At 34.8% G+C, this 23512-nt stretch carries 16 protein-coding genes; all 16 read right to left on the minus strand.

All coding sequences use genetic code 11. The features are described from left to right. Positions 1 to 219: 219 nt before the first annotated feature. The 16 genes from PTA89_RS06835 to ligA all read right to left on the minus strand — a co-directional run bounded on the left by PTA89_RS06835 (position 220) and on the right by ligA (position 23512). Positions 220 to 6084 carry a mucin-binding protein gene (locus tag PTA89_RS06835; protein WP_324177097.1) on the minus strand — a complete coding sequence of 1955 codons (5865 nt, stop codon included), beginning with the start codon at positions 6082 to 6084 and terminating at the stop codon, positions 220 to 222. 500 nt (positions 6085 to 6584) lie between these two features. Continuing rightward, positions 6585 to 7196 carry a helix-turn-helix domain-containing protein gene (locus PTA89_RS06840; protein WP_035150355.1) on the minus strand — a complete coding sequence of 204 codons (612 nt, stop codon included), beginning with the start codon at positions 7194 to 7196 and terminating at the stop codon, positions 6585 to 6587. Positions 7197 to 7678: 482 nt separating this feature from the next. Continuing rightward, positions 7679 to 10480: an AAA family ATPase gene (locus PTA89_RS06845; RefSeq protein WP_324177098.1), complete on the minus strand. Its 2802-nt coding sequence runs from the start codon at positions 10478 to 10480 to the stop codon at positions 7679 to 7681. 132 nt (positions 10481 to 10612) lie between these two features. After that, a complete protein-coding gene (locus PTA89_RS06850) occupies positions 10613 to 11209 on the minus strand; it encodes a DUF3841 domain-containing protein (RefSeq protein WP_324177099.1) in 597 nt (198 codons plus the stop codon). Between the two features lie 22 nt (positions 11210 to 11231). After that, on the minus strand, positions 11232 to 11624 hold the full coding sequence (locus PTA89_RS06855; protein ID WP_324177100.1) for a cytidine deaminase family protein: 393 nt from the start codon (positions 11622 to 11624) through the stop codon (positions 11232 to 11234). Between the two features lie 251 nt (positions 11625 to 11875). Beyond that, complete coding sequence (locus tag PTA89_RS06860; RefSeq protein ID WP_324177101.1) at positions 11876 to 12286, minus strand: ATP-grasp domain-containing protein; 411 nt, start codon at positions 12284 to 12286, stop codon at positions 11876 to 11878. Positions 12287 to 12380: 94 nt separating this feature from the next. Next, the gene (locus PTA89_RS06865; protein WP_268857682.1) at positions 12381 to 12893 is read right to left on the minus strand and encodes a hypothetical protein; all 513 of its coding nucleotides are present in this window, start codon (positions 12891 to 12893) and stop codon (positions 12381 to 12383) included. A 329-nt stretch (positions 12894 to 13222) separates the two neighbouring features. After that, on the minus strand, positions 13223 to 13522 hold the full coding sequence (locus PTA89_RS06870; protein WP_324177102.1) for a hypothetical protein: 300 nt from the start codon (positions 13520 to 13522) through the stop codon (positions 13223 to 13225). Positions 13523 to 13596: 74 nt separating this feature from the next. Further along, a complete protein-coding gene (locus tag PTA89_RS06875) occupies positions 13597 to 14439 on the minus strand; it encodes a restriction endonuclease (RefSeq protein WP_407659827.1) in 843 nt (280 codons plus the stop codon). Positions 14440 to 14498: 59 nt separating this feature from the next. Next, the gene (gene rlmD, locus PTA89_RS06880; RefSeq protein WP_255819659.1) at positions 14499 to 15869 is read right to left on the minus strand and encodes a 23S rRNA (uracil(1939)-C(5))-methyltransferase RlmD; all 1371 of its coding nucleotides are present in this window, start codon (positions 15867 to 15869) and stop codon (positions 14499 to 14501) included. 80 nt (positions 15870 to 15949) lie between these two features. Then, complete coding sequence (locus PTA89_RS06885; protein ID WP_003705249.1) at positions 15950 to 16969, minus strand: diacylglycerol kinase; 1020 nt, start codon at positions 16967 to 16969, stop codon at positions 15950 to 15952. A gap of 32 nt (positions 16970 to 17001) precedes the next feature. After that, the gene (gene gatB, locus PTA89_RS06890; protein WP_109242345.1) at positions 17002 to 18435 is read right to left on the minus strand and encodes an Asp-tRNA(Asn)/Glu-tRNA(Gln) amidotransferase subunit GatB; all 1434 of its coding nucleotides are present in this window, start codon (positions 18433 to 18435) and stop codon (positions 17002 to 17004) included. Beyond that, on the minus strand, positions 18435 to 19898 hold the full coding sequence (gene gatA / locus PTA89_RS06895; RefSeq protein ID WP_324177104.1) for an Asp-tRNA(Asn)/Glu-tRNA(Gln) amidotransferase subunit GatA: 1464 nt from the start codon (positions 19896 to 19898) through the stop codon (positions 18435 to 18437). The genes gatB and gatA overlap by 1 nt, the downstream gene beginning before the upstream one ends. A 2-nt stretch (positions 19899 to 19900) precedes the next feature. Next, entirely contained in the window at positions 19901 to 20200 is a 300-nt protein-coding gene (gatC, locus tag PTA89_RS06900) for an Asp-tRNA(Asn)/Glu-tRNA(Gln) amidotransferase subunit GatC (protein WP_003702422.1), read from the minus strand. A gap of 151 nt (positions 20201 to 20351) precedes the next feature. Continuing rightward, complete coding sequence (locus tag PTA89_RS06905; RefSeq protein ID WP_003701508.1) at positions 20352 to 21497, minus strand: CamS family sex pheromone protein; 1146 nt, start codon at positions 21495 to 21497, stop codon at positions 20352 to 20354. Continuing rightward, entirely contained in the window at positions 21494 to 23512 is a 2019-nt protein-coding gene (ligA, locus tag PTA89_RS06910) for an NAD-dependent DNA ligase LigA (RefSeq protein ID WP_324177105.1), read from the minus strand. The genes PTA89_RS06905 and ligA overlap by 4 nt, the downstream gene beginning before the upstream one ends.

Here is a 23512-nt window from a genome sequence, read left to right on the forward strand (position 1 = left end):
CTTATTTCCATTCTTCTTTATTTTCCATAGAATACGATTTCACCTCTAAAAATTTTATTAATTAACACTACACATAATAACATTTAACTGTTTATTTTTTTATACTTTCTAGTAGTTCATAAAAAGACGGCACTAAATCTCGTTAATATTGAGCTTAGTGCCATCTATTATAACTATTTTAAGAAAAAATTTCGTTACTTAATATATCACATCAATTTTTTAACGTTTTCGAATAATCTCCCATACTCCAAGAATAGACGTCAAAAGTAATCCAATAATCGAGTAAATGGTCCCTACTTTATTTCCAGTTTGTGGAAGTTTATTTTGAAAGACCTTAGACTTAGTATCCATATTTTTTAATTCAGGTGTAGCTGTCTTCCCTTTTGCGTTTGTGATGTTTTTTGGAGTTGGACTAGTTGTAGAAGTTTCTGGAGTTGGATCATCTGTCACTTCTTCTAATTCTTCTACTATTGCTGGTTCATCTGCTCGATAGTAGATATCTACCACTGCGTCCAAACTTTCTGAAGTTACTTCTACTCCATCTACTGTGCCTGGAATTGCTGTGTAGCCTTCTTGTTCTGGGGCTGTAAAGCTTTCCCAACGACCTACGGTCCATGGTCCATACTTCTTCTCGTCGCCGCCTGCTACACTCGTATACTTCCTTTCCAAGGTTACTGGCTGTCTTGTTGTTTGAACTTCACCATTTGGCAAGTGTACATTAATTGTTCGTGTGATTGTCTTTTCTTCTTTTCCTTCTACTATTGCTGGTTCATCTGCTCGATAGTAGATGTCTACCACTGCGTCTAAACTTTCTGAAGCTACTTCTACTTCATCTACTGTACCTGGAATTGCTGTGTAGCCTTCTTGTTCTGGGGCTGTAAAGCTTTCCCAACGACCTACGGTCCATGGCCCATATTTCTTCTCGTCGCTGCCTGCTACACTCGTGTACTTCCTTTCCAAGGTTACTGGCTGTCTTGTTGTTTGAACTTCACCATTTGGTAAGTGTACATTAATTGTTCGCGTGATTGTCTTTTCTTCTTTTTCTTCTACTATTGCTGGTTCATCTGCTCGATAGTAGATGTCTACCACTGCGTCTAAACTTTCTGAAGTTACTTCTACTTCATCTACTGTACCTGGAATTGCTGTATAGCCTTCTTGTTCTGGGGCTGTAAAACTTTCCCAACGACCTACGGTCCATGGTCCATATTTCTTCTCGTCGCTGCCTGCTACACTCGTGTACTTCCTTTCCAAAGTTACTGGTTGTTTTGTTGTTTGAACTTCACCATTTGGCAAGTGTACATTAATTGTTCGCGTGATTGTCTTTTCTTCTTTTTCTTCTACTATTGCTGGTTCATCTGCTCGATAGTAGATATCTACCACTGCGTCCAAACTTTCTGAAGTTACTTCTACTCCATCTACTGTGCCTGGAATTGCTGTGTAGCCTTCTTGTTCTGGGGCTGTAAAACTTTCCCAACGACCTACGGTCCATGGTCCATATTTCTTCTCGTCGCTGTCTGCTACACTCGTGTACTTTCTTTCCAAAGTTACTGGTTGTTTTGTTGTTTGAACTTCACCATTTGGCAAGTGTACATTGATTGTTCGCGTGATTGTCTTTTCTTCTTTTCCTTCTACTATTGCTGGTTCATCTGCTCGATAGTAGATGTCTACCACTGCGTCCAAACTTTCTGAAGTTACTTCTACTTCATCTACTGTTCCTGGAATTGCTGTGTAGCCTTCTTGTTCTGGCGCTGTAAAGCTTTCCCAACGACCTACGGTCCATGGTCCATATTTCTTCTCGTCGCTGCCTGCTACACTCGTGTACTTCCTTTCCAAAGTTACTGGTTGTTTTGTTGTTTGAACTTCACCATTTGGCAAGTGTACATTGATTGTTCGCGTGATTGTCTTTTCTTCTTTTCCTTCTACTATTGCTGGTTCATCTGCTCGATAGTAGATGTCTACCACTGCGTCCAAACTTTCTGAAATTACTTCTACTTCATCTACTGTGCCTGGAATTGCTGTGTAGCCTTCTTGTTCTGGCGCTGTAAAGCTTTCCCAACGACCTACGGTCCATGGTCCATATTTCTTCTCGTCGCTGCCTGCTACACTCATGTACTTCCTTTCCAAGGTTACTGGTTGTTTTGTTGTTTGAACTTCACCATTTGGCAAGTGTACATTGATTGTTCGCGTGATTGTCTTTTCTTCTTTTCCTTCTACTATTGCTGGTTCATCTGCTCGATAGTAGATATCTACCACTGCGTCCAAACTTTCTGAAGTTACTTCTACTCCATCTACTGTGCCTGGAATTGCTGTGTAGCCTTCTTGTTCTGGAGCTGTGAAACTTTCCCAACGACCTACGGTCCATGGTCCATACTTCTTCTCGTCGTTGCCTGCTACACTCGTGTACTTCCTTTCCAAAGTTACTGGTTGTTTTGTTGTTTGAACTTCACCATTTGGCAAGTGTACATTGATTGTTCGCGTGATTGTCTTTTCTTCTTTTCCTTCTACTATTGCTGGTTCATCTGCTCGATAGTAGATGTCTACCACTGCATCCAAACTTTCTGAAGTTACTTCTACTTCATCTACTGCACCTGGAATTGCTGTGTAACCTTCTTGTTCTGGCGCTGTAAAGCTTTCCCAACGACCTACGGTCCATGGTCCATATTTCTTCTCGTCGCTACCTGCTACACTCGTGTACTTCCTTTCCAAAGTTACTGGTTGTTTTGTTGTTTGAACTTCACCATTTGGCAAGTGTACATTGATTGTTCGCGTGATTGTCTTTTCTTCTTTTCCTTCTACTATTGCTGGTTCATCTGCTCGATAGTAGATGTCTACCACTGCGTCCAAACTTTCTGAAGTTACTTCGACTTCATCTACTGTTCCTGGAATTGCTGTGTAGCCTTCTTGTTCTGGCGCTGTAAAGCTTTCCCAACGACCTACGGTCCATGGCCCATATTTCTTCTCATCGCTGCCTTCTACACTCGTGTACTTCCTTTCCAATGTTACTGGCTGTTTTGTTGTTTGAACTTCACCATTTGGCAAGTGTACATTGATTGTTCGCGTGATTGTCTTTTCTTCTTTTCCTTCTACTATTGCTGGTTCATCTGCTCGATAGTAGATGTCTACCACTGCGTCCAAACTTTCTGAAGTTACTTCGACTTCATCTACTGCACCTGGAATTGCTGTGTAGCCTTCTTGTTCTGGCGCTGTAAAGCTTTCCCAACGACCTACGGTCCATGGTCCATACTTCTTCTCGTCGCTGTCTGCTACACTCGTGTACTTCCTTTCCAATGTTACTGGCTGTTTTGTTGTTTGAACTTCACCATTTGGCAAGTGTACATTGATTGTTCGCGTGATTGTCTTTTCTTCTTTTCCTTCTACTATTGCTGGTTCATCTGCTCGATAGTAGATGTCTACCACTGCGTCTAAACTTTCTGAAGTTACTTCGACTTCATCTACTGTGCCTGGGATTGCTGTGTAGCCTTCTTGTTCTGGCGCTGTAAAGCTTTCCCAACGACCTACGGTCCATGGTCCATATTTCTTCTCGTTGCTGCCTGCTACACTCGTGTACTTCCTTTCCAATGTTACTGGTTGTTTTGTTGTTTGAACTTCACCATTTGGTAAGTGTACATTGATTGTTCGCGTAATTGTCTTTTCTTCTTTTCCTTCTACTATTGCTGGTTCATCTGCTCGATAGTAGATGTCTACCACTGCATCCAAACTTTCTGAAGTTACTTCGACTTCATCTACTGTGCCTGGAATTGCTGTGTAACCTTCTTGTTCTGGGGCTGTAAAGCTTTCCCAACGACCTACGGTCCATGGTCCATATTTCTTCTCGTCGCTGTCTGCTACACTCGTGTACTTTCTTTCCAAGGTTACTGGTTGTCTTGTTGTTTGAACTTCACCATTTGGCAAGTGTACATTGATTGTTCGCGTGATTGTCTTTTCTTCTTTTCCTTCTACTATTGCTGGTTCATCTGCTCGATAGTAGATGTCTACCACTGCGTCCAAACTTTCTGAAGTTATTTCTACTTCATCTACTGTGCCTGGAATTGCTGTGTAGCCTTCTTGTTCTGGGGCTGTAAAGCTTTCCCAACGACCTACGGTCCATGGTCCATATTTCTTCTCATCGCTACCTGCTACACTCGTGTACTTCCTTTCTAATGTTACTGGCTGTTTTGTTGTTTGAACTTCACCATTTGGTAAGTGTACATTGATTGTTCGCGTGATTGTCTTTTCTTCTTTTCCTTCTACTATTGCTGATTCATCTGCTCGATAGTAGATATCTACCACTGCGTCCAAACTTTCTGAAGTTACTTTTACTTCATCTACTGTGCCTGGAATTGCTGTGTAGCCTTCTTGTTCTGGAGCTGTAAAGCTTTCCCAACGACCTACGGTCCATGGCCCATACTTCTTCTCGTCGCTGCCTGCTACACTCGTGTACTTCCTTTCCAAAGTTACTGGTTGTCTTGTTGTTTGAACTTCACCATTTGGCAAGTGTACATTGATTGTTCGCGTAATTGTCTTTTCTTCTTTTCCTTCTACTATTGCTGGTTCATCTGCTCGATAGTAGATGTCTACCACTGCATCCAAACTTTCTGAAGTTACTTTTACTTCATCTACTGTGCCTGGGATTGCTGTGTAGCCTTCTTGTTCTGGGGCTGTAAAGCTTTCCCAACGACCTACGGTCCATGGTCCATATTTCTTCTCGTCGCTGCCTGCTACACTCGTGTACTTCCTTTCCAATGTTACTGGCTGTTTTGTTGTTTGAACTTCACCATTTGGCAAGTGTACATTGATTATTCGCGTGATTGTCTTTTCTTCTTTTCCTTCTACTATTGCTGGTTCATCTGCTCGATAGTAGATGTCTACCACTGCGTCCAAACTTTCTGAAGTTACTTCTGCTTCATCTACTGTGCCTGGAATTGCTGTGTAGCCTTCTTGTTCTGGGGCTGTAAAGCTTTCCCAACGACCTACGGTCCATGGTCCATATTTCTTCTCATCGCTTCCTGCTACACTCGTGTACTTTCTTTCCAAGGTTACTGGTTGTTTTGTTGTTTGAACTTCACCATTTGGCAAGTGTACATTGATTGTTCGCGTAATCGTCTTTTCTTCTTTTCCTTCTATAGGTTTTGGATCATCATCCAATATATATCGATACTTCTCTTTAATTAATAATCCATCGTATCCTATTAATTTTATATCTCCCTTTGCGAACTTCTTTTCATATTCTTCGTATTTTGGTTCATATAAATAGTAAGGTTCATCATATTTTTCTTCTTCAGGAAGAGGTATAACTTCTCCACTAATTCTTTGAACTGGAGACTTAACATATGAAGTGTCTAGAATTTCGTTAATGTCGTCTTCCATAAATGAATTAACAGTTTGTGAAATTCCTGGAATAACTGGTGATTTTGCCCCTGGGATTGGTGGAACATCAATTGCTTTAAAGTTTATCAGTGGTAAATCATCATTCTCTGACTCTATTCCATAATAAAGAGTATCCATACTTTCATAAGGAAGTATTTCTTCTTTACCATCAGGCTTAACAATCGTTACTTCTCGAACAATAACAAAGTAAGTTACAACATTATTTCCATGCTCTTCTTTTCTTAAATCACTTTCTTTAGGTTGATAACTGAAAACAGTTGGTTGAGATTGAACTTTTTCTACTTCTGAAGTAGGAGTATTATTATCTAATTCTACTGAAGCATCACTCATTGTGGTGATTTCCTGAACTTTTTCTGGAACTGTTTCTGAAGAAGCAACATTATTTTGTTGATCTATTTCAGATACATTCAAGGTAGTTTTATCGATTGTTGTGTCAGTTCCTTTAGTTTCTTTTGTTATTACCTCTGAAGAAGTATTTATTGATTTTTCCTCGGTTATATTATTATTTGGAACTTTTTCTTCAACTTTTGAAACGCTTTCATTTTTTGGGATCAAATTATCAGCTGATACAGTAGTTCCACTGATAAATAACATTGTTCCCCCCAATAAAACAGAAACAACGCCAACAGTCAATTTACGAATGGCCCATCTCTGTTTGTAATTTGTAGCTAATATCCTGTTTTTCTTTGATAACATAGTAATCACCTCTTTTATTATGGCTTGCTTTTTATCACTTACTTAATCCTTATATGGTAACCTTTTCTATCTTAATTATACTTGAATCTTTCATGTTTAATCAACTACTAAAAATTATTTTCTGTTAATTATTATAATTATTTTCTAAATTTCTTTTTAACCTATATATCATGATAAATTTTTTATAACTAAAAATAATTAACATATCTATACTATTTTTCTTCTATATAATAGTAATTTATTAAATAAAAAAGGTCCTGATTAAAAAACAGAACCTCTCTTAGCAGTTGACAAATAAATTATATATTCACTAAAAATCCTTTTACTTTCCCCACTGCATTAAATATTCCTTATTTCCCATCTCATCACTTTGCTTTCGAACAATCTTCAATCCCTGCTTATTGTAAAAACTAACTGCCGCTTGATTTTTAACATCAAAGAATTCTCTGCCGATAACTCATTTCTAAATACACTAAATATTATGCTTACAAAATCAGCTTTCATTTGGTAAACACTTTTTTATGATATCCCTTTTTACCACAATATGGACATTCCATTTTTCTTGTTGTTCCATAATGTGGAGCTAAAAGCACAGCTTTCCTGGTTGGTATATACCTCATCTTACAATTAGGGCACTCATAATATCCTGCATCATGCTCAATCATAACAGCATATATAGCAGTTACAAAAATTAGAATTGTACCTAAAATAACGACCATAATTCCTAAAAATTGACTTATTTTCGTCAATAACGTTCCCATAAGTATTAACACAACTGCAGAAATACAACTTAAAGTAGCTAATATCTTTACTGTAGTAAGTAATCTTCTATCTGCTTTTTCTTTTTGGTTTCGTAATTCAATTAAATTTTGTTCAGCTATTTTTTTATAATCTTTCATAACAATTTGTTCTCCAGTTAAGAGTTCATTCACATTAATTTCTAGTAATTGACAGAGATCTAACATCAACGAAGCATCTGGTATGCTTTTACCATTTTCCCACTTGGAGACAGCTCTATCGGTAATTCCTAATTTTTTTGCCAGATTGGCTTGAGTAAAATGTAAATCTTTTCTACGTTTGGCAATAAACTTTCCAATTTTTTCCTGTTCCATAAAAATTCCTCCCTCAAAACTCATTATCTTATTTTATAATTTAAAACACTATGAACCGTTAGTTGAATTGCATTATTTCAAAAAAACAACTAATAGTTGAGTCAAAAAATAAAAATTCAACCAACTTTTTCTTATATTCAAAGTATATCATCACTATTCGAAATAAAATTTATTAAATCATCTCCTACTATACTGCCCTTTAAGAATTTTATCCTCTATAATAAAAAGATCTACCAGATAATTACCTGATAGATCTTTCAATATTATTCAATTACTAAGCTTTGTAGCAATTATCCCCCATAAAATGGGGAACACCCATCTTTAACTAAAACATATAAGGATCACCCCCACCAGATATGGGGAGCACATTTTTTATCCTTAAAAATATTTTTAGCAAAGGTAATTAATTATTTTCAAATTGCCACAATGATATCTCACATATAATTCATTCTACATTTTAACACAGTTTATTGAGAAATTCACTATCCTTTAAACTTAAGTAAATCTTCTTCAGTAATTGTTTTCAGCATATCTATATCATCCATATCATTTGAACTACTTGCTAATCTTTCAGCCTGGATTGCAATCAATTTTTCGTTAACATTGCGAATCCAGCGTCCATTGCTATGATCATTAGTACTTTCGTAACTATCTTTTACTACTTCTGAATATGTGTCTTCATTTTCTAAAATGTATTGTCTCTTTGATAGGTCAAATAAGCCAATTTGCACAACTTCATCAGCAGTATAATCTTCAAAGTCAAAAACATTTGGAATACGACTCTTCAAACCTGAGTTCATCTTAAGGAATTGATCCATTTCTTTGGTGTAACCTGCAAAGATAATTACAATGTCGTCGCGATGATCTTCCATGAATTTCAGAATTTCATCAATAGCTTCACGTCCAAAATCATTACCTCCACCTGAACTTAAAGTGTATGCTTCGTCTATAAATAAGACTCCTCCTAAGGCAGATTCTAACACATCTCTAGTCTTAGGGGCTGTTTGACCAACGTATTCTGCTACCAAATCTGTTCTAGAAACTTCAACTAATTCAGGTTTACGAATAACTCCTTTTTGGAACAAAATTTGTCCCATAATTCGAGCAACTGTCGTCTTACCTGTACCTGGATTACCTAAAAATAGCGAATGCAAACTTACTGCAGAAGTTGCTAACCCTTGCTCTTTACGCTTATTATTAATAACACTCATATTAATAAATTTAGAAACTTGTTGTTTAACTTTTTCTAGACCTATCAATGAGTTAAGCTTAGCATAAGCATCGTCGGCTGAATTTATTTCTAGATCTTTATTTACAACTTGATTAATGTCATCTTGCGTTATTTCTTGAAGTAAATCTACACTTATATTATCGCTCTCTGCCAAACGTAATGCTTGAGCTTTCATAATTTTTTCGTTGACATTGCGGATCCAACGCCCATTACTATGATCATTTTCTTTATCATAGTAATCTTTAAGCGCCTTTTCATAATACAATTCATCAACAGTGTAATTTCGTTTCTTTAGGTCAAATAAACCAATTCTTACAATTTCATCAGCAGTATAATCTTCAAAATCAAAGACGTTTGGAATACGGCTCTTCAAACCTGAATTCATCTTGAGAAACTTTCTCATTTCTTTTGGATAACCTGCAAAAATAATCATAATATCATCGCGATTATCTTCCATAAATTTCAAAATTTCATCAATAGCTTCACGCCCAAAATCATTCTCTCCACCATTGCTTAAAGTATATGCTTCATCTATAAAGAGAATTCCACCTAAAGCTGATTTTAATACTTCTCTAGTTTTTGATGCAGTCTGGCCAACATATTCAGCTACCAAATCTGCACGTGAAACTTCAATCACATCTGGTCGACTGATTACTTGTTTTTGATAAAGAACATCTCCTATAATTCGTGCTACAGTCGTTTTACCTGTACCTGGATTACCTAAAAATAATGAATGCATACTAGTGTTAACTACTTGAAGTCCTTGTTCTTTACGTTTCTGGTTAATAATATTCAAGTTAATAAACTCTTTAACTTGTTTCTTAACCTTATCTAAGCCAATCAAGCTATTTAATTTTTCTAATGCTACATTTGAATCCTCACTTTGAGTCTTATTATCTGTATCTCCTACTGATTCTTCATTCTCTGATGTTGATTTTTGACCATGTTGTCCATCATAAACTAACTTACTGCCGTTCTTAGCTTCCATCAAAATATCATCTGGATTACCATTTACAAAATCAATTTTATCAATAGCAGCAAAAGCTTCATTATCCACCCTGACATTAGGATCAATTATCTCTTCAAATACTGCATTTTTTATGTATAACACAGATTCATCTGTACTTAGGATGTTAATTATACTTTCTGAATGTTCATTAAAATGTACACTATTTGCATAACCTGAAGAACGATTGGTCAATAAGAAAATCAACTGTATTGTCGCATTATTTAAAAATACTTGACTGCTATATGCTGCTAGTTTATATATGTAATCATTATTTGATTCAAATACAGAATATTTTTCTAAATGAACACTTTCTACCTCATCTTGATTATCTAAAATTGAATTATGTGATTTTAAACTAGATTGATTTAAAAAGACGGTTGGATATTTATTTTCTCCATCTATGCCATCGTTAATTATTTTTGAGTCTTCAATCTCTACATTAGATCTAATTGCATATACTGCATTTGTACTGCGAATTCTACTACTTTCAACTCTAGTTAATTTACAATTACTATTTTCAGATGTCCAAATTGAAACTTTATCAAGTGTTGTATTTTCAATTACTAAATTTGCTTGATAAGTCTTAATTGTATCCCATCTTTTTTGATCAGATGTATCTACTATGGAGTTCATAATTTTTACTTGTGCATTATCGTTAGCATACAATAAAACTTTCTTATTAGTATTACTAAAATTGCGCATAATACATTGATTTAAAACGACATCTGCACCATTAACAGTAACTACAGTTCTATCAATATTGTCATTCAAAATCATTTTTTCAAACGAAACTTGATATCCTTTAGCAACTAAGATAGTCCCATTGATAGATGTAGTTAAACTTCCGTCATCTTTCATATCACCAACAAAGCTGAGATTTTTCTCAATTGTAAATCTATTTTGTCCTAAATTTATTATAGTTCCTGCTTGGAATTGAATTACATCGCCATTGCTTGCATTCCTATACGCTTCAGAAAAGTCCCAAACTTTACTTGTACCAAAATTAAATACTTTCCTAGTATTTCCTACAATAAAGGTTGCCATAGTCTCACTTCCTATACCTTAAAGATAGTAAATATTCAAATAATATCCTTCGTCACTTAAAATTATTGTTTTACTTCTTTATTTTACTACATAATTATTGATGGTGCTTTTGGTAATTATAGGAAATACCATTCAATCTACTGAGTATATTTCCTGAACTTTCTCTCCTTTTTTTAGCAACCATGCTTTCCGTACTTGACTCATTTCTAACATCCAAAAACAAGCCTGAATTGTCTCACCATTGCTCGTCCATTTTCCATGTCGAATATCAGTATCAAATATTCGTTGCCACGATTTTTCTTTAACTTGTTTTTGCTTTCTTTCAGGCAAGCTATCAAATTTTTTCTCTAATCGTTCCCACTCTTGTTCATTGGTTGCAGGAGAATAATACCAATCATTCAATACAAAATGCCAAGCTTCAAAATCACTTAAAAGAACTTTTTCTTCAGGTATATTGATTTTCATACAGACTTCTATCTCGCTATCTCTTATCCAACGAAAATCGGGACGTACATGTTTATAATCTCTACGATACCAAGCCCACAATGGTACTTTTACATCCTTGAGTGGCAAGATTTTTCTTCGTTTCATTTGCTTAATCATCCAATTATAAGCAACTTGAAAATTATTTTCTTTCAAGTTTTCTGATTTTTCAGGGTCACAATAAAATTGACCTTTACTTTTCAGTTGTTGATATACACTATATGGTTGTATGGTCCAGATAATCATAAAATCACTCTCATTTCATTAACTATATCCACCATTCTGGAGTTAATTTCCCTAACGTAACTACTTTTTCTTTCTTATAATCAAGCATAATTTCCACATGTTGATAAGATTTAGGCATCAATTGTGTTATTAATTCTCGACATGCTCCACATGGTGCCCCAGTCTTTCCATCAGACATAATAGCAAGCACTCGTTTTACTTCGTTATCGCCATTAGTAATCATGTTAAATATCGCATTTCTTTCTGCACATATTCCAAGTGTGCAAGATGTATCGACACATACTCCTGTGTAAATTTTTCCACTAGATGCTTCAATAGCTGCAGCTACACCACCTGCATAAATTCTTTCAGAAACTTCTCTTGGATTTTGCACATTTTTAGCTGCTTTATATAAATCTTCCCATACTTTTTCCATATAATACCTCCACAAGTTTGTTTTTAAACAAGTACACCAGTAAATAAATAATATAAATATTAAAAAACTAGTATACTAACAAAATATAGTACACTAGTTTCTGTATATTCTTATATATCAAGATCAAATGCACACTCATCAACAGTATCTGTTAGCTCTGCCCAACGTGCTGCTAAAAGTTTTGCATAGTGAATATCATATAATCCGTATGATGCTAGAGAATATCCTTCATTTACTTCAATTAACAGGGTTTATCCGGTTTTAGTAACACCAAAATCAAGCGAAAAACCAGCTGGCTGATCAACATAGTCATTGAGACAATTTTCAATAACTTTAGGATCATAGTGAAAATGCCAATCTCCATAATATGGCTTGACTCCTTCAATTTGACCATAACGAACGTAGGCTCTCCATTCTGCTACAAAATCAACGACTTCACTGCAGATAATATCTGGATTTTCATAACTTGACCCTAGTCCTATCAAATCTTGAGGAGACCTAATAACTTTTCCCGTAATTTTCTTTCCTTCAACCGACTTAACAAATACTGGCCAAAATTCTGGATGTCTATTAATTGTATCCATATTAGAGTACCAAATTTTTCGACCTAAATATTTTCTAATTGATTCAGGATAGTTAATCTCATCACTATTAATTTTCAATTGATTTAATCGCCTACGTATACTACAAAAATGAACTCACGAAAATGCTTCTATCTTCAATAATTTTTAGATTAAGAGCCATTATTTGCATTGTTTAAAGAATATCAAAAGCAATGTCAAAAGTACAAAGTTTCTGCAGATCATATTCGTATTCAAAATCATCAAGTGCCATTTTTGCTATTAAAAATTTGAAATCATTATATCTTGTCAATTTTTCGTCAATATCAGAATAATATGGCAAATGTTTTCCGTATCCAATATGATCATCTAAGTTATAATTATCTGCGGCAACTGCTATGCCAAAAGCCTTATTACTTTCCTTCCAAAACGAACCACCATAATATTCATCAGAATCCCAATCAATAAAGTTCTTATGATTGAACCATACATTGGAAACCAATTTAAGTTCTTTAAAATAAAAATTGTCAGATAGATTTGGAATTAAAAGGTAAGCTTGTTCTACACCATTAAGATAATTGTAGCTTTTTTCAATCACTTCATTAATTTCTATCGTTTTATCCAAAGCACTAAAAGGAATAATTTTATCGTCACCCTTAATTGTAAAAGTGGCTTCTTTCATTCTTAAAGTTGTAACTAAATTCTTCATTTTCATTCACTACCTTTAGTTAATATCCTAAGAGCATCTTCCCTTTGAAAAAATTAATTAATTCTTCAAACTTCACCCGTTAAAACCCATTTTTAATCCACTTTTACTACTTTTAAACGATGGATTTTAACACTAATACTAATTATTTTACTATCATTGTCGATATTTTTAAAGCTGAGATAAATGCTCTATTATTCATAAAATACAAAAAGTGCATTTCTCTTTAACAATTATCAAAGAAAAACACACTTTCTAAATTTAATTTACTTTCAAAGATGAATACCACAAATAATCTTTTTCTAGTTAACTTTATTTAATTCATCTGTTGCCTAATCTTCAATAGTAAAGTTATTATCATTCAACTCTCCTAGGCGACTCTTAATTTGTTCAAGTATACATAGCAATTTCTTTTTATTTTTGGCTAGTGTTTCTTCATTGAAATAACAACCTTTGCCATGTGAATCAAATTCATAGCACTCATCATAAAGATCTATACATTGTCTATTCCACACTTCTAAATCTGGATCACTGTCAACTATTTCAATTCCTGTCATTAATTTTCCTGTAAACGGTTCAGAGTCCCAAATAGGACCATGACTAAATTCGAACATCAATTTAATTTTCTGCATATTAATTTACCCCAAATATAGACTAATTTATACTAAAATGATCAGTCTAAATATTCTAGTTTAAATTCTATCAATTAATCCTCATCAAAATAAAAATTTTTTAATCGATAAGTTGTAACTGGTTCTACATAATAGTGGTACTTTGCCACTAAATCACAGATTTGATCTCCATTAATGAGTGTAATTACCCTAGTTCCTTCTCTAGCGGTTTTCATAGCCTCACGCGTAAAATCTGATGTTGTAATAAAAATACCATACTCAGCATTATGTTTATCCATCGCTCCACGAAATTTATCAATCTCTGGTGCAGAAACTTTTCCATCCCATCGCTTAGCTTGTAAAGCAACACGAGTTGTACGAAAATCATCAGATGTAATGTAGCCAAATCCATCTAAGCCACCATCCCCTACATATCTAACACCTATATTATCATCTAGGTCAACTCCCATATGAATAAGTAGCCCTCGACTAAACAACTCAAATTTTTTAGGCGACATTTTTGCTAAAGCATCTAATAATTCTGTACGCCAAGTCTCATCAGTATCTTCATCGGAATTACTATTATCTATCTCATTATTTAATGATCCATCTACAATAGATCGAACATCATGAATTGGATCAAACTTTTCAAAATCAACCGTTCTCCCCTTCTCTGACAATTCAAGATCATGGTTGTTCTCAGTAAAGATATACCCTGTCGTAATTAAATGTTTAACAGCAAAATTAAATCTATAAATGAATGGTTGATATTCTTTTCCTGTCTTTTTTGACTGTTTGATTTTATCAACTTGCTCTTCTGAAATCACATCCGAGTGATCACGAATCTCTCGCCTAACTTCTTTGCGTGTCACTCGACCCCCAAGCTCTTTCATTGCCTTTAAGACTTCAGTCATGATTAAATTTTCAAATTCTATCATTTTATTCTTAGGCACTATCTCTCCCTCCCTCCTTTTTATGCTAATTATATTTGCTTATCTTACACATGCTCCAACACAGTAACACTCTCCACATGCGTTGTTTGTGGAAACTGATCTACTGGTTGAATAGGCTTTGTAACTTGGTATCCTAGTTCCATGAATTCTTGAATATCACGTACTAGAGTTGCTGGATTACAACTTACATAAACGACTTTTTTAGGTTCCATCGCCACTGCGCTTTGTATCAAACTAGAAGTTAGTCCTTTTCTTGGAGGATCAACCATTATTACATCTGGCTTAATTCCTTGCTTTTGCCATTTTTCCATCCATACTTCAGCTTCTCCAACTTCAAAGTCCAAGTTATCTAAATCATTTAGACTAGCATTATGCTTAGCATCTTCAATAGCTTCAGGGACAATTTCTACACCGTATACCTTTTTAGCAAATTTAGCCATATTTAATGAGATTGTTCCAATTCCACAATATGCATCAATAACAGTTTCTTTTCCTGTTAATTCTGCATTTTCAATTGCTAATTGATACAATTTTTCAGTTTGTTGTGGATTAACTTGGTAGAAAGATTGTGCTGAAATATCAAATTTCAAACCATTCAAAGTATCTTGAATTGTATCTTTACCAGCTAATTTTATAGTTTTCTTTCCTAAAATAACGTTTGTCTTATCTGGATTTACATTCAGCATTACGCTCTTTACATCTGGACATTGTTGTTGAATTAAGAATGCAATTTGATCAAGATTTGGAATTTTTCTTACTCGACTAACTAGAACTACCATCGCCTCATGAGAATAATATCCTCTTCTAACTAAAATATGACGTATCATTCCAGTATGCTTTTCTTCGTTATAAGCAGTAATCTTGCTCATACGCAAAATATCTCTTACTTTTATCAAGATTTCATCTATTCTCTTGTCTTGAATAAGAAAATGTTCCATCGCTACAAAATCATGACTGTTACGTTTGAAAAATCCAATCTCCAACTTACCATTAACTTCTCTTACTGGAACTTGTGCTTTATTTCTGTAATAGTAAGGTGTTTCCATCCCTAAAGTATTTGCTACTTCTAAATTATCCAAATGTACCTTCTGCAACAAATCAGTTACCAATTTACGTTTAAACTTCAATTGTGCAGGATAGCTTAAGTTTTGCAGTGGAGCGATTCCTGTTTGAAGATATATTTTATCTTCATTTTCTACTCTATCCGGACTCTTTTCAATAAAATCTATCACTTTAGCAAAGCCATAATTCTTAGTAACTTTAACCACATGTGCCTTAATTTTTTCTTGGGGTAATGCACCTTCGATAAATAAAGGATAACCATCTACCTTAGCCACACCCATTCCTTGATAAGTTAAGTCTTCAATTGTTAAAATTAAATCTTCATTTTTACTAACAGGTAATTTTTTCTTCATTATCTTCCTTTCCCTAAAAAAAGAGGGCAAAAAGAATTAACTCTTCTGCCCTCTTCTTTAGACTTCATTGGCTTATTAGTTTACTCTTCTTTTTCACCAATTATTCCATCGCCATTTAAATCTTTTTTAGTTACTTCTTCAATATCTTTAACTAATTGCTTAGTATCTTCACTAGCAGTGATTGCACCTTTTGGAATTTCATCAGTATTAGCAAAAAATTCAATATGTTGCTTCAAAGCTGTAAATTTCATTGGTGCATCGCCACCATATTCACCGTCGATATTAATCATAATTCTAGTATCAACTGGCTTAACAACTAATTTCTTTGTTTTTATATATAAAACACGCTTATCATTAACATGCTTACCACCATTTAAGACCATTGTTATCAAGTGGAGCATTTCAACAAGATTACTTGTCTTTACTACGATAACTGTGAATTTACCATCATCTAGTGAAGCATCCGGTACAATCTGTTCAAAACCACCGATTGAGTTGGTCAATGCTACTAAAAACATTGAAGCTTCACCATCAAATACCCCATCATCATATTCAAGATGCATAGGTACATTCTTCATTTGTGGTAATAATTCTGCACCTTTTGCTAAGTATGCTAGATATCCAAATAAGGATTTAAGCTCTGATGGAACACTGTATGTTAATTCAGTTAGTAATCCACCACCAGCAATATTCACAAAATAATTATCATTTGCCATACCTATATCCATCTTAACAGTTTTACCAGCAGCAATTACTTTTGCAGCTTCAACTGGACTTTCTCTAGGTATTTTTAAAGCACGAGCGTAGTCATTAGTTGTACCAGCAGGAATAATTCCTAGCTGTGGACGTTTCTTTAGCCCTGCAATTCCGTTCACAACTTCATTTATCGTACCATCGCCACCAGCAGCAACAATTAAGCTAAATCCTGCTTTTGCTGCACGTTCAGCTTCATTTCTAGCAGAATTCTCTTCAGCTGTTGTAGCAAATGCACTTGTTTCATAACCAGCATTCTCAAGGATATCCAAAATTTCTACTAAATCACCTTTTAATGCTTCACGACCAGAAGTTGGATTATAAATAATGCGACATCTTTTTTGCATGCTTTTTTCCCCGCCTAAGAGTCTAAAACCTCTTATCTTTCCTTCAAACTAGCCATTAATAATTTGTTAACCATCTTAGGGTTAGCCATACCACGAGTTTTCTTCATAATTTGACCTACTAAGAAACCAATAGCACGATCCTTACCATTCTTAAAGTCTTCGATAGATTGTTCGTTGTTATCTAAAACTTCATCAATGATAGGTTGTAACTTAGCTGGATCTGATAATTGAACCATACCTTTAGATTCAACCCAAGCTTTAGGTTCAGTATCATTTGTAATGATTTCTTTGAATACTTTCTTAGCAATCTTAGAAGAAATTGTTTCATCTTCAATTAATTTAATCATTGTTGCCAAATGTTCTGGAGTTAAAGCAGTATCACTTAATTCTACTTGCTTAGAATTCAAGTAAGCATTAACTTCACCCATCAACCAGTTAGCTGCTAATTTAGGATCTGCTCCTGCAGCTACAGTTGCGTCATAGAAGTCTGACATTTCTTTAGTTTGAGTAAGGACACCTGCGTCATAAGCTGGAATACCCCAATCTTGTGTATATCTTTCACGACGCTTATCTGGCATTTCTGGAATAGATGCACGAACTTCTTCAATCCAATCATCACTAATATGAATTGGTGGTAGATCTGGTTCTGGGAAGTAACGGTAGTCGTTAGCTTCTTCCTTAGAACGCATTAAAATAGTTTCACCACTTGGTTCATCAAAACGGCGTGTTTCTTGTTCTACTTCTCCACCAGACATCAATAAACGTTCTTGACGCTTAACTTCATATTGAATACCTTTGCGTACATGTTCAAATGAGTTAAGGTTCTTCATTTCAGTACGAACACCAAGCTTGTCAGATCCGATTGGTGCAATTGAAACGTTAACGTCAGCACGCATGGAACCTTCTTCCATTTTTACGTCTGAAATACCTGTAAATTGGATAACTTGACGTAATTTTGTTAAGTATGCATAAGCTTCATCAGCACTAGAAATATCAGGTTCTGCAACAATTTCAATCAAAGGTGTACCCTGACGATTCAAGTCAACGTAAGAGTAACCATCTGGATTGTGTGTGTTTTTACCAGCGTCTTCTTCAACGTGCATTTCACGGATACCAATCTTTTTCTTGGTACCATTCTCAAGTTCGATTTCTAACCAACCATTAGTACCAATTGGTGTACGAGCTTGTGTAATTTGGTAAGCTTTAGGGTTATCAGGATAGAAGTAATTCTTTCTGTCAAAACCAACATCTTGTGTGATATCACAATGAAGTGCTAATGCAGCACGCATTCCAAATTCTAAAGCACCCTTATTTATTTCAGGTAAGACACCTGGATAACCCCAATCAATGACATTGGTATTTGTATTTTGTTCAGCACCATATTGAACAGGAGAAGGTGAATATGCCTTAGAATTTGTTTGCATTTCAATATGGACTTCTAAACCTACAGTCGTCTCAAAATTCATTAGTCTTGACCTCCTAACGTTGGTATTGCTTTATGAAAATCAGTTGATTGTTCAAATGCATATCCTGCACGATACATTGTACTTTCTGCAAAACGTGGTGCAATTAGTTGTAAACCAATTGGCAATCCATTAGAGAATCCTGCAGGTAAGGACATACCTGGAAGTCCTGCTAAGTTAACTGGAATTGTCAAAATATCATTCATATACATTGTTACTGGATCGTTGATTTCTTCACCAATTCCGTATGCAGTAGTTGGAGATGTTGGAGCTAAAATCAAGTCATAATCTTTATAAACATTTTCAAAGTCTTGGCAAATCAAAGTTCTAACTTGTGCAGCCTTCTTGAAGAATGCATCATATGAACCAGCAGAAAGAGAGAATGTTCCTAACATGATACGACGCTTAACTTCATCGCCAAATCCTTCAGAACGTGAACGTACATATACATCTTCCAAGTTCTTTACATCTTTAGCACGGAATCCATAACGAATACCATCATATCTTTGAAGGTTAGAAGATGCTTCAGATGAAGCAATAATGTAGTAAACTGGAACACCATATTTACTATGAGGTAGAGATACTTCATCTACTGTTGCCCCTAAGCTTTCAAAAGTATTTACGGCATCCTTAACTGCCTTAGCAACGTCTTCGTCTACACCTTCACCAAAGTATTCTTTAGGAACAGCAATTCTCATACCCTTAACACCATCTTCAATTCCCTTAGTAAAATCAGGAACTTCACGACTGGAGCTAGTAAAGTCATGAGCATCATGTCCACTAATTGCATTTAACACTAAAGCATTGTCTTTAACTGTACGTGTCAAAGGTCCAATTTGATCTAAACTAGATGCAAAAGCAATCAAACCATAACGAGATACACGACCATATGTTGGTTTTACCCCAACAATTCCGTTAAATGCAGCTGGTTGACGAATTGAACCACCAGTATCAGAACCTAAAGATGCTAGAACTTGACCAGATGCAACTGCTGCTGCAGAACCACCAGAAGAACCACCAGGAACTTTTGTAGTATCCCAGACATTCTTAGTAATTTTGAAAGCTGAATTTTCTGTAGAACTACCCATTGCAAATTCATCCATATTCAACTTACCAACTGTAATCATGCCAGCATCATTAAGTTTGTCCATTACAGTTGCGTTGTAAATTGGTTCAAAATTTTCTAACATTTTAGAAGCAGCTGTTGTTGTTAAATCTTTAGTTACGATATTATCTTTAATACCGATACCAATACCATCTAAAATAGAATCAGCTTTAACGCCTCGTTCATCAATTTTACGAGCTTTTTCTAATGCTCTTTCCTCATCTAATTTTAAGAAGGCTTCAATTTCTTTATCAACCTTTTTAATGTTATCAAATGTTGACTTAGTTAATTCTTCAACACTATATTTCTTATTTACTAAATCATCGTGAATACTTGCTAAATCATTCTTAAAGTAATCCATTACTATTCCTCACTTTCGTCAATAATTGCTGGAACTTTAATATATCCATCTTGGCTTTGAGGAACATTTTTCATTAATAAATCACGATCTGTTCCTTTTACTGCAACGTCTTCACGTAAAGTATTTATTGCATCTGTTACGTGTGTTGTTACAGGAACATCTGTTGTATCTACTTCGCTAAGTTGTTGAACCATGTTAATAATTTCATCCATTTGTCCAGTAAACTTAGCTAACTCTTCATCTTTAAAAGCAAGCTTTGCTAGCCCTGCAACGTGCTTTACTTCTTCAGATCCAATTGCCATTATTCATCCCTCTTTCATCACTTATCTATTACTTTAATAATTTTATTACTACTTATAGTTTGTTAATAAGTTTCCTAATTGATATTCTAGCATAATCATTTAAAAATATAAAAGAGACTACTGCAAAAAATAGTCTCACTTTATATATTAATTAGTAACTTCCAAATACATGGGTATAATATCCGCCATTGCCACCTGTTGTTGAAACAAAACTTTGTGTTTCACCATCACTACCATTAATCTTAATATCTACTGGAATACCACTTGGTAAGTATGACTTGGCAGCTTGTGCTACATATTGAGTAAAGCTAGTTATCTCGGTTTCACTATAAAATTGAGTTGTAATTGTTATGTGTAAACCTTGCAAAGTCTTATCTTTATATTGACCTTGTCCCGTTACATTAGAAATATTAGGGAAGAAATTCTTAACTTCTTTTTGGAAATTATCAAATGATGTTGAATCATTGTCATTAGGAAGTTTGTTATCTTCAGTCGCTGGAAGAACGTAACTCTTAATGTTTGTTTCTGTCCAACTTCCGATATCTGTCCCACTCTTACTTACAGTATAGGAGTAGAAATAACCACCTACTAAACTATCATTAGGAGCTTGAGCAAACATCGCAATCACAATTGGTACATTGTTTCCGACTTTTTGACGAACTCGTGCAAGAACTTTCTTAGCAGCTATCTTACCTTCTTCAATTCTCTTTTCTTTAGAAATTGTTGTTGAATAAGTAGCACCATATTGTTCTTTTTGGTAGTAATCCTTTTGATTCATACCAATCCCAATTGTCATACCGGCTAATTCCAATTTACCATTATTTTGCTTCATGTAATCTTGTTCTTCTATTTGTTGAACATAAATTGGGTTTCGCTTATTTGCTTCTTTCTTACCATTGTCGCTAGGATTCAAACCTTCTGGATTAGAACTAGATTTTCTCCCTAACCAATCTTGAATAGTAGCCTTATTTAAATATTGTCCTTCTTGGAAAATGTAACTCTTAGTAGAGAAATGATCCTTAGAAATTGTTGTTAGACCTGCTTCAAAACTCTTCAAATTCAATAGATTATCTGAATTTTGAGAAATCCCTACCCCTCTAGACTTACTTGTCTTATATTCTCCATCTTCAATAATTCCTTGATAATCACTACTATTGTTTTCACCAGTTGTCTGATAACCACTTTTAGATGACTCTGTAGTTGCTGTTGTAGTATTAGAATTACCACCAAGTTTTCCACAAGAAGCCATTAAAGCAGCTGATAGACATAAACTGATAATTATACCAAACTTTTTCAAGATTCTTCCTCCATCTGCTGAATAAATTCTGCTTCATTCATTACTCTAACATTTAATTCTTGAGCTTTTGTCAATTTGCTACCAGCATCATGACCTGCAATAAGTAAATCAGTTTTCTTAGACACACTTCCTGTAACTTTTGCACCATGTGCTTCAAGCCATGATTTAGCTTCGGATCTCTTCAAAGTATCCAAAGTGCCAGTTAGAACAACACGTAAACCATTGAAACTACTATCGGTGCTGCTTTCAAGCTGTTCTTCACGAGTTTTCCCTAAGAATTCCAAGTTTACTCCAGCTTGTCGCAATTCATCTAATAATTCCATCACGTGTTCATCTGCAAAATACATTTCAACACTATCACCTATAATTTTTCCTAATGAATCAATCGTTGAAATTTCATCACTTTTTGCTTTAGCTAAGTTATCCATTGACTTATAATTTTCAGCTAATATTCTAGCTACTTTAGCACCAACATGGCGGATTCCTAGTCCAAAAATTAAACGTTCAATAGAATTATTACGACTATTATCGATTGCTGTCAATAGGTTATTCGCAGATTTTTCCTTAAACTTATCTAAAGTTATCAACTGTTCAAAAGTTAAGCTATAAATTCCGGCAACATCTTTAATCATTTCACGGTTGTAAAGCTGTTCAATTATTCTAGGTCCTAATCCTCTAATATCCATCGCATTTCTTGAAGCAAAATGTGTTAAGCTTTCTTTTACCAAAGCTGGACATTGTGGATTGATACATCTTAGAGCTACCTCATCATCTAAATGAACTAAATTAGCACCACATTCTGGACATTCTGTTGGAATTTGATACTCTACTGAATCTTCTGTTCTTTTAGCTAAAACTACTTCAGAAATTTCAGGAATAATATCTCCAGCTTTATGAAGTTTCACCGTATCGCCTATACGAATATCTTTTTCCCTTAAATAATCAGGGTTATGTAGTGAAGCTCTTGCCACAGTTGTTCCTGCTAACGTTACTGGTTCCATAACAGCAGTTGGGGTTACCACTCCAGTTCTTCCGACTGTCCACTCAATATCTAAAACTTTTGTTTCCTGTTCATCTGGTGGAAACTTATAAGCTATTGCCCATCTAGGAACTTTAACTGTGTTTCCAACTTGAGACTGAACTGCAAAGGATTCTGCTTTTAGAACTATTCCATCAATATCGTATGGAAGGTTGGCTCTTTGATCAGTTGCCTCATCAATATAAGCAAATATTTCTTCCTTTGTTTTAACTTGTTTAGATTCATTATTAACTTTGAACCCCCAGCTCTCTAATTTGTTTAAGGCTTCAGTTTGAGTTTTTATCCCCAACTTTTCAGGTTCCATTAAATAATAAATAAAAGTACTCAAGTTTCGACTAGCTGTTATTTTTGTATCTAATTGACGCAAAGATCCTGCTGCTGCATTACGTGGGTTAGCAAAAACAGCTTGTCCTTCTGCTTCACGTTTAGTATTCAATTCCACAAAAGATTTCTTAGGCATGTAACATTCTCCACGAACTTCAATTGACACAGGTTCATTTAATTCCATAGGGATTGCCTTGATAGTTTTAAGATTTTCAGTAATATCTTCACCGATTACCCCATTACCACGAGTTGACCCCTTGATAAACTTACCATTCTCATAAGTTAAGGAAATAGCCAAACCATCAATCTTTAACTCGCAACTATAATCCAACTTCTGCTCTACATTATTTTCTAAACGCTCTAAAAATTCTATTAATTCCTCTTTAGAAAATACATCACCTAATGACAACATTGGAATATCATGATTTACTTTAGTAAAACCACTTAGAATTTTACCACCTACTCTTTGACTAGGAGAGTCCGCAGTTACTAAATCAGGATTGGCCTGTTCGAGCTCTAATAAACGTTGATAATGTTTGTCATACACGCTATCTTCAACAGATGGAGTATCCAACACATAATATTCATTACTCCAGCGATTTAACTTATCACGAAGCTCTTTTAATTCCATCTCTATATCTTTTTGTGACAT

The sequence above is a fragment of the Ligilactobacillus salivarius genome (assembly GCF_035231985.1).
GTDB classification, from domain to species: Bacteria; Bacillota; Bacilli; order Lactobacillales; family Lactobacillaceae; genus Ligilactobacillus; species Ligilactobacillus salivarius.

Excerpts from the sequence above, each read along its gene's own strand:
- PTA89_RS06855 (WP_324177100.1), bottom strand. The coding sequence starts at position 11,624 with ATGGAAAAAGTATGGGAAGATTTATATAAAGCAGCTAAAAATGTGCAA.
- gatB (WP_109242345.1), bottom strand. The coding sequence starts at position 18,435 with ATGAATTTTGAGACGACTGTAGGTTTAGAAGTCCATATTGAAATGCAA.
- rlmD (WP_255819659.1), bottom strand. The coding sequence starts at position 15,869 with ATGAAGAAAAAATTACCTGTTAGTAAAAATGAAGATTTAATTTTAACA.
- PTA89_RS06845 (WP_324177098.1), bottom strand. The coding sequence starts at position 10,480 with ATGGCAACCTTTATTGTAGGAAATACTAGGAAAGTATTTAATTTTGGT.
- PTA89_RS06840 (WP_035150355.1), bottom strand. The coding sequence starts at position 7,196 with ATGGAACAGGAAAAAATTGGAAAGTTTATTGCCAAACGTAGAAAAGAT.
- ligA (WP_324177105.1), bottom strand. The coding sequence starts at position 23,512 with ATGTCACAAAAAGATATAGAGATGGAATTAAAAGAGCTTCGTGATAAG.
- gatC (WP_003702422.1), bottom strand. The coding sequence starts at position 20,200 with ATGGCAATTGGATCTGAAGAAGTAAAGCACGTTGCAGGGCTAGCAAAG.
- PTA89_RS06875 (WP_407659827.1), bottom strand. The coding sequence starts at position 14,439 with ATGATAGAATTTGAAAATTTAATCATGACTGAAGTCTTAAAGGCAATG.
- PTA89_RS06850 (WP_324177099.1), bottom strand. The coding sequence starts at position 11,209 with ATGATTATCTGGACCATACAACCATATAGTGTATATCAACAACTGAAA.
- PTA89_RS06885 (WP_003705249.1), bottom strand. The coding sequence starts at position 16,969 with ATGCAAAAAAGATGTCGCATTATTTATAATCCAACTTCTGGTCGTGAA.
- PTA89_RS06870 (WP_324177102.1), bottom strand. The coding sequence starts at position 13,522 with ATGCAGAAAATTAAATTGATGTTCGAATTTAGTCATGGTCCTATTTGG.
- PTA89_RS06835 (WP_324177097.1), bottom strand. The coding sequence starts at position 6,084 with ATGTTATCAAAGAAAAACAGGATATTAGCTACAAATTACAAACAGAGA.
- gatA (WP_324177104.1), bottom strand. The coding sequence starts at position 19,898 with ATGGATTACTTTAAGAATGATTTAGCAAGTATTCACGATGATTTAGTA.
- PTA89_RS06865 (WP_268857682.1), bottom strand. The coding sequence starts at position 12,893 with ATGAAGAATTTAGTTACAACTTTAAGAATGAAAGAAGCCACTTTTACA.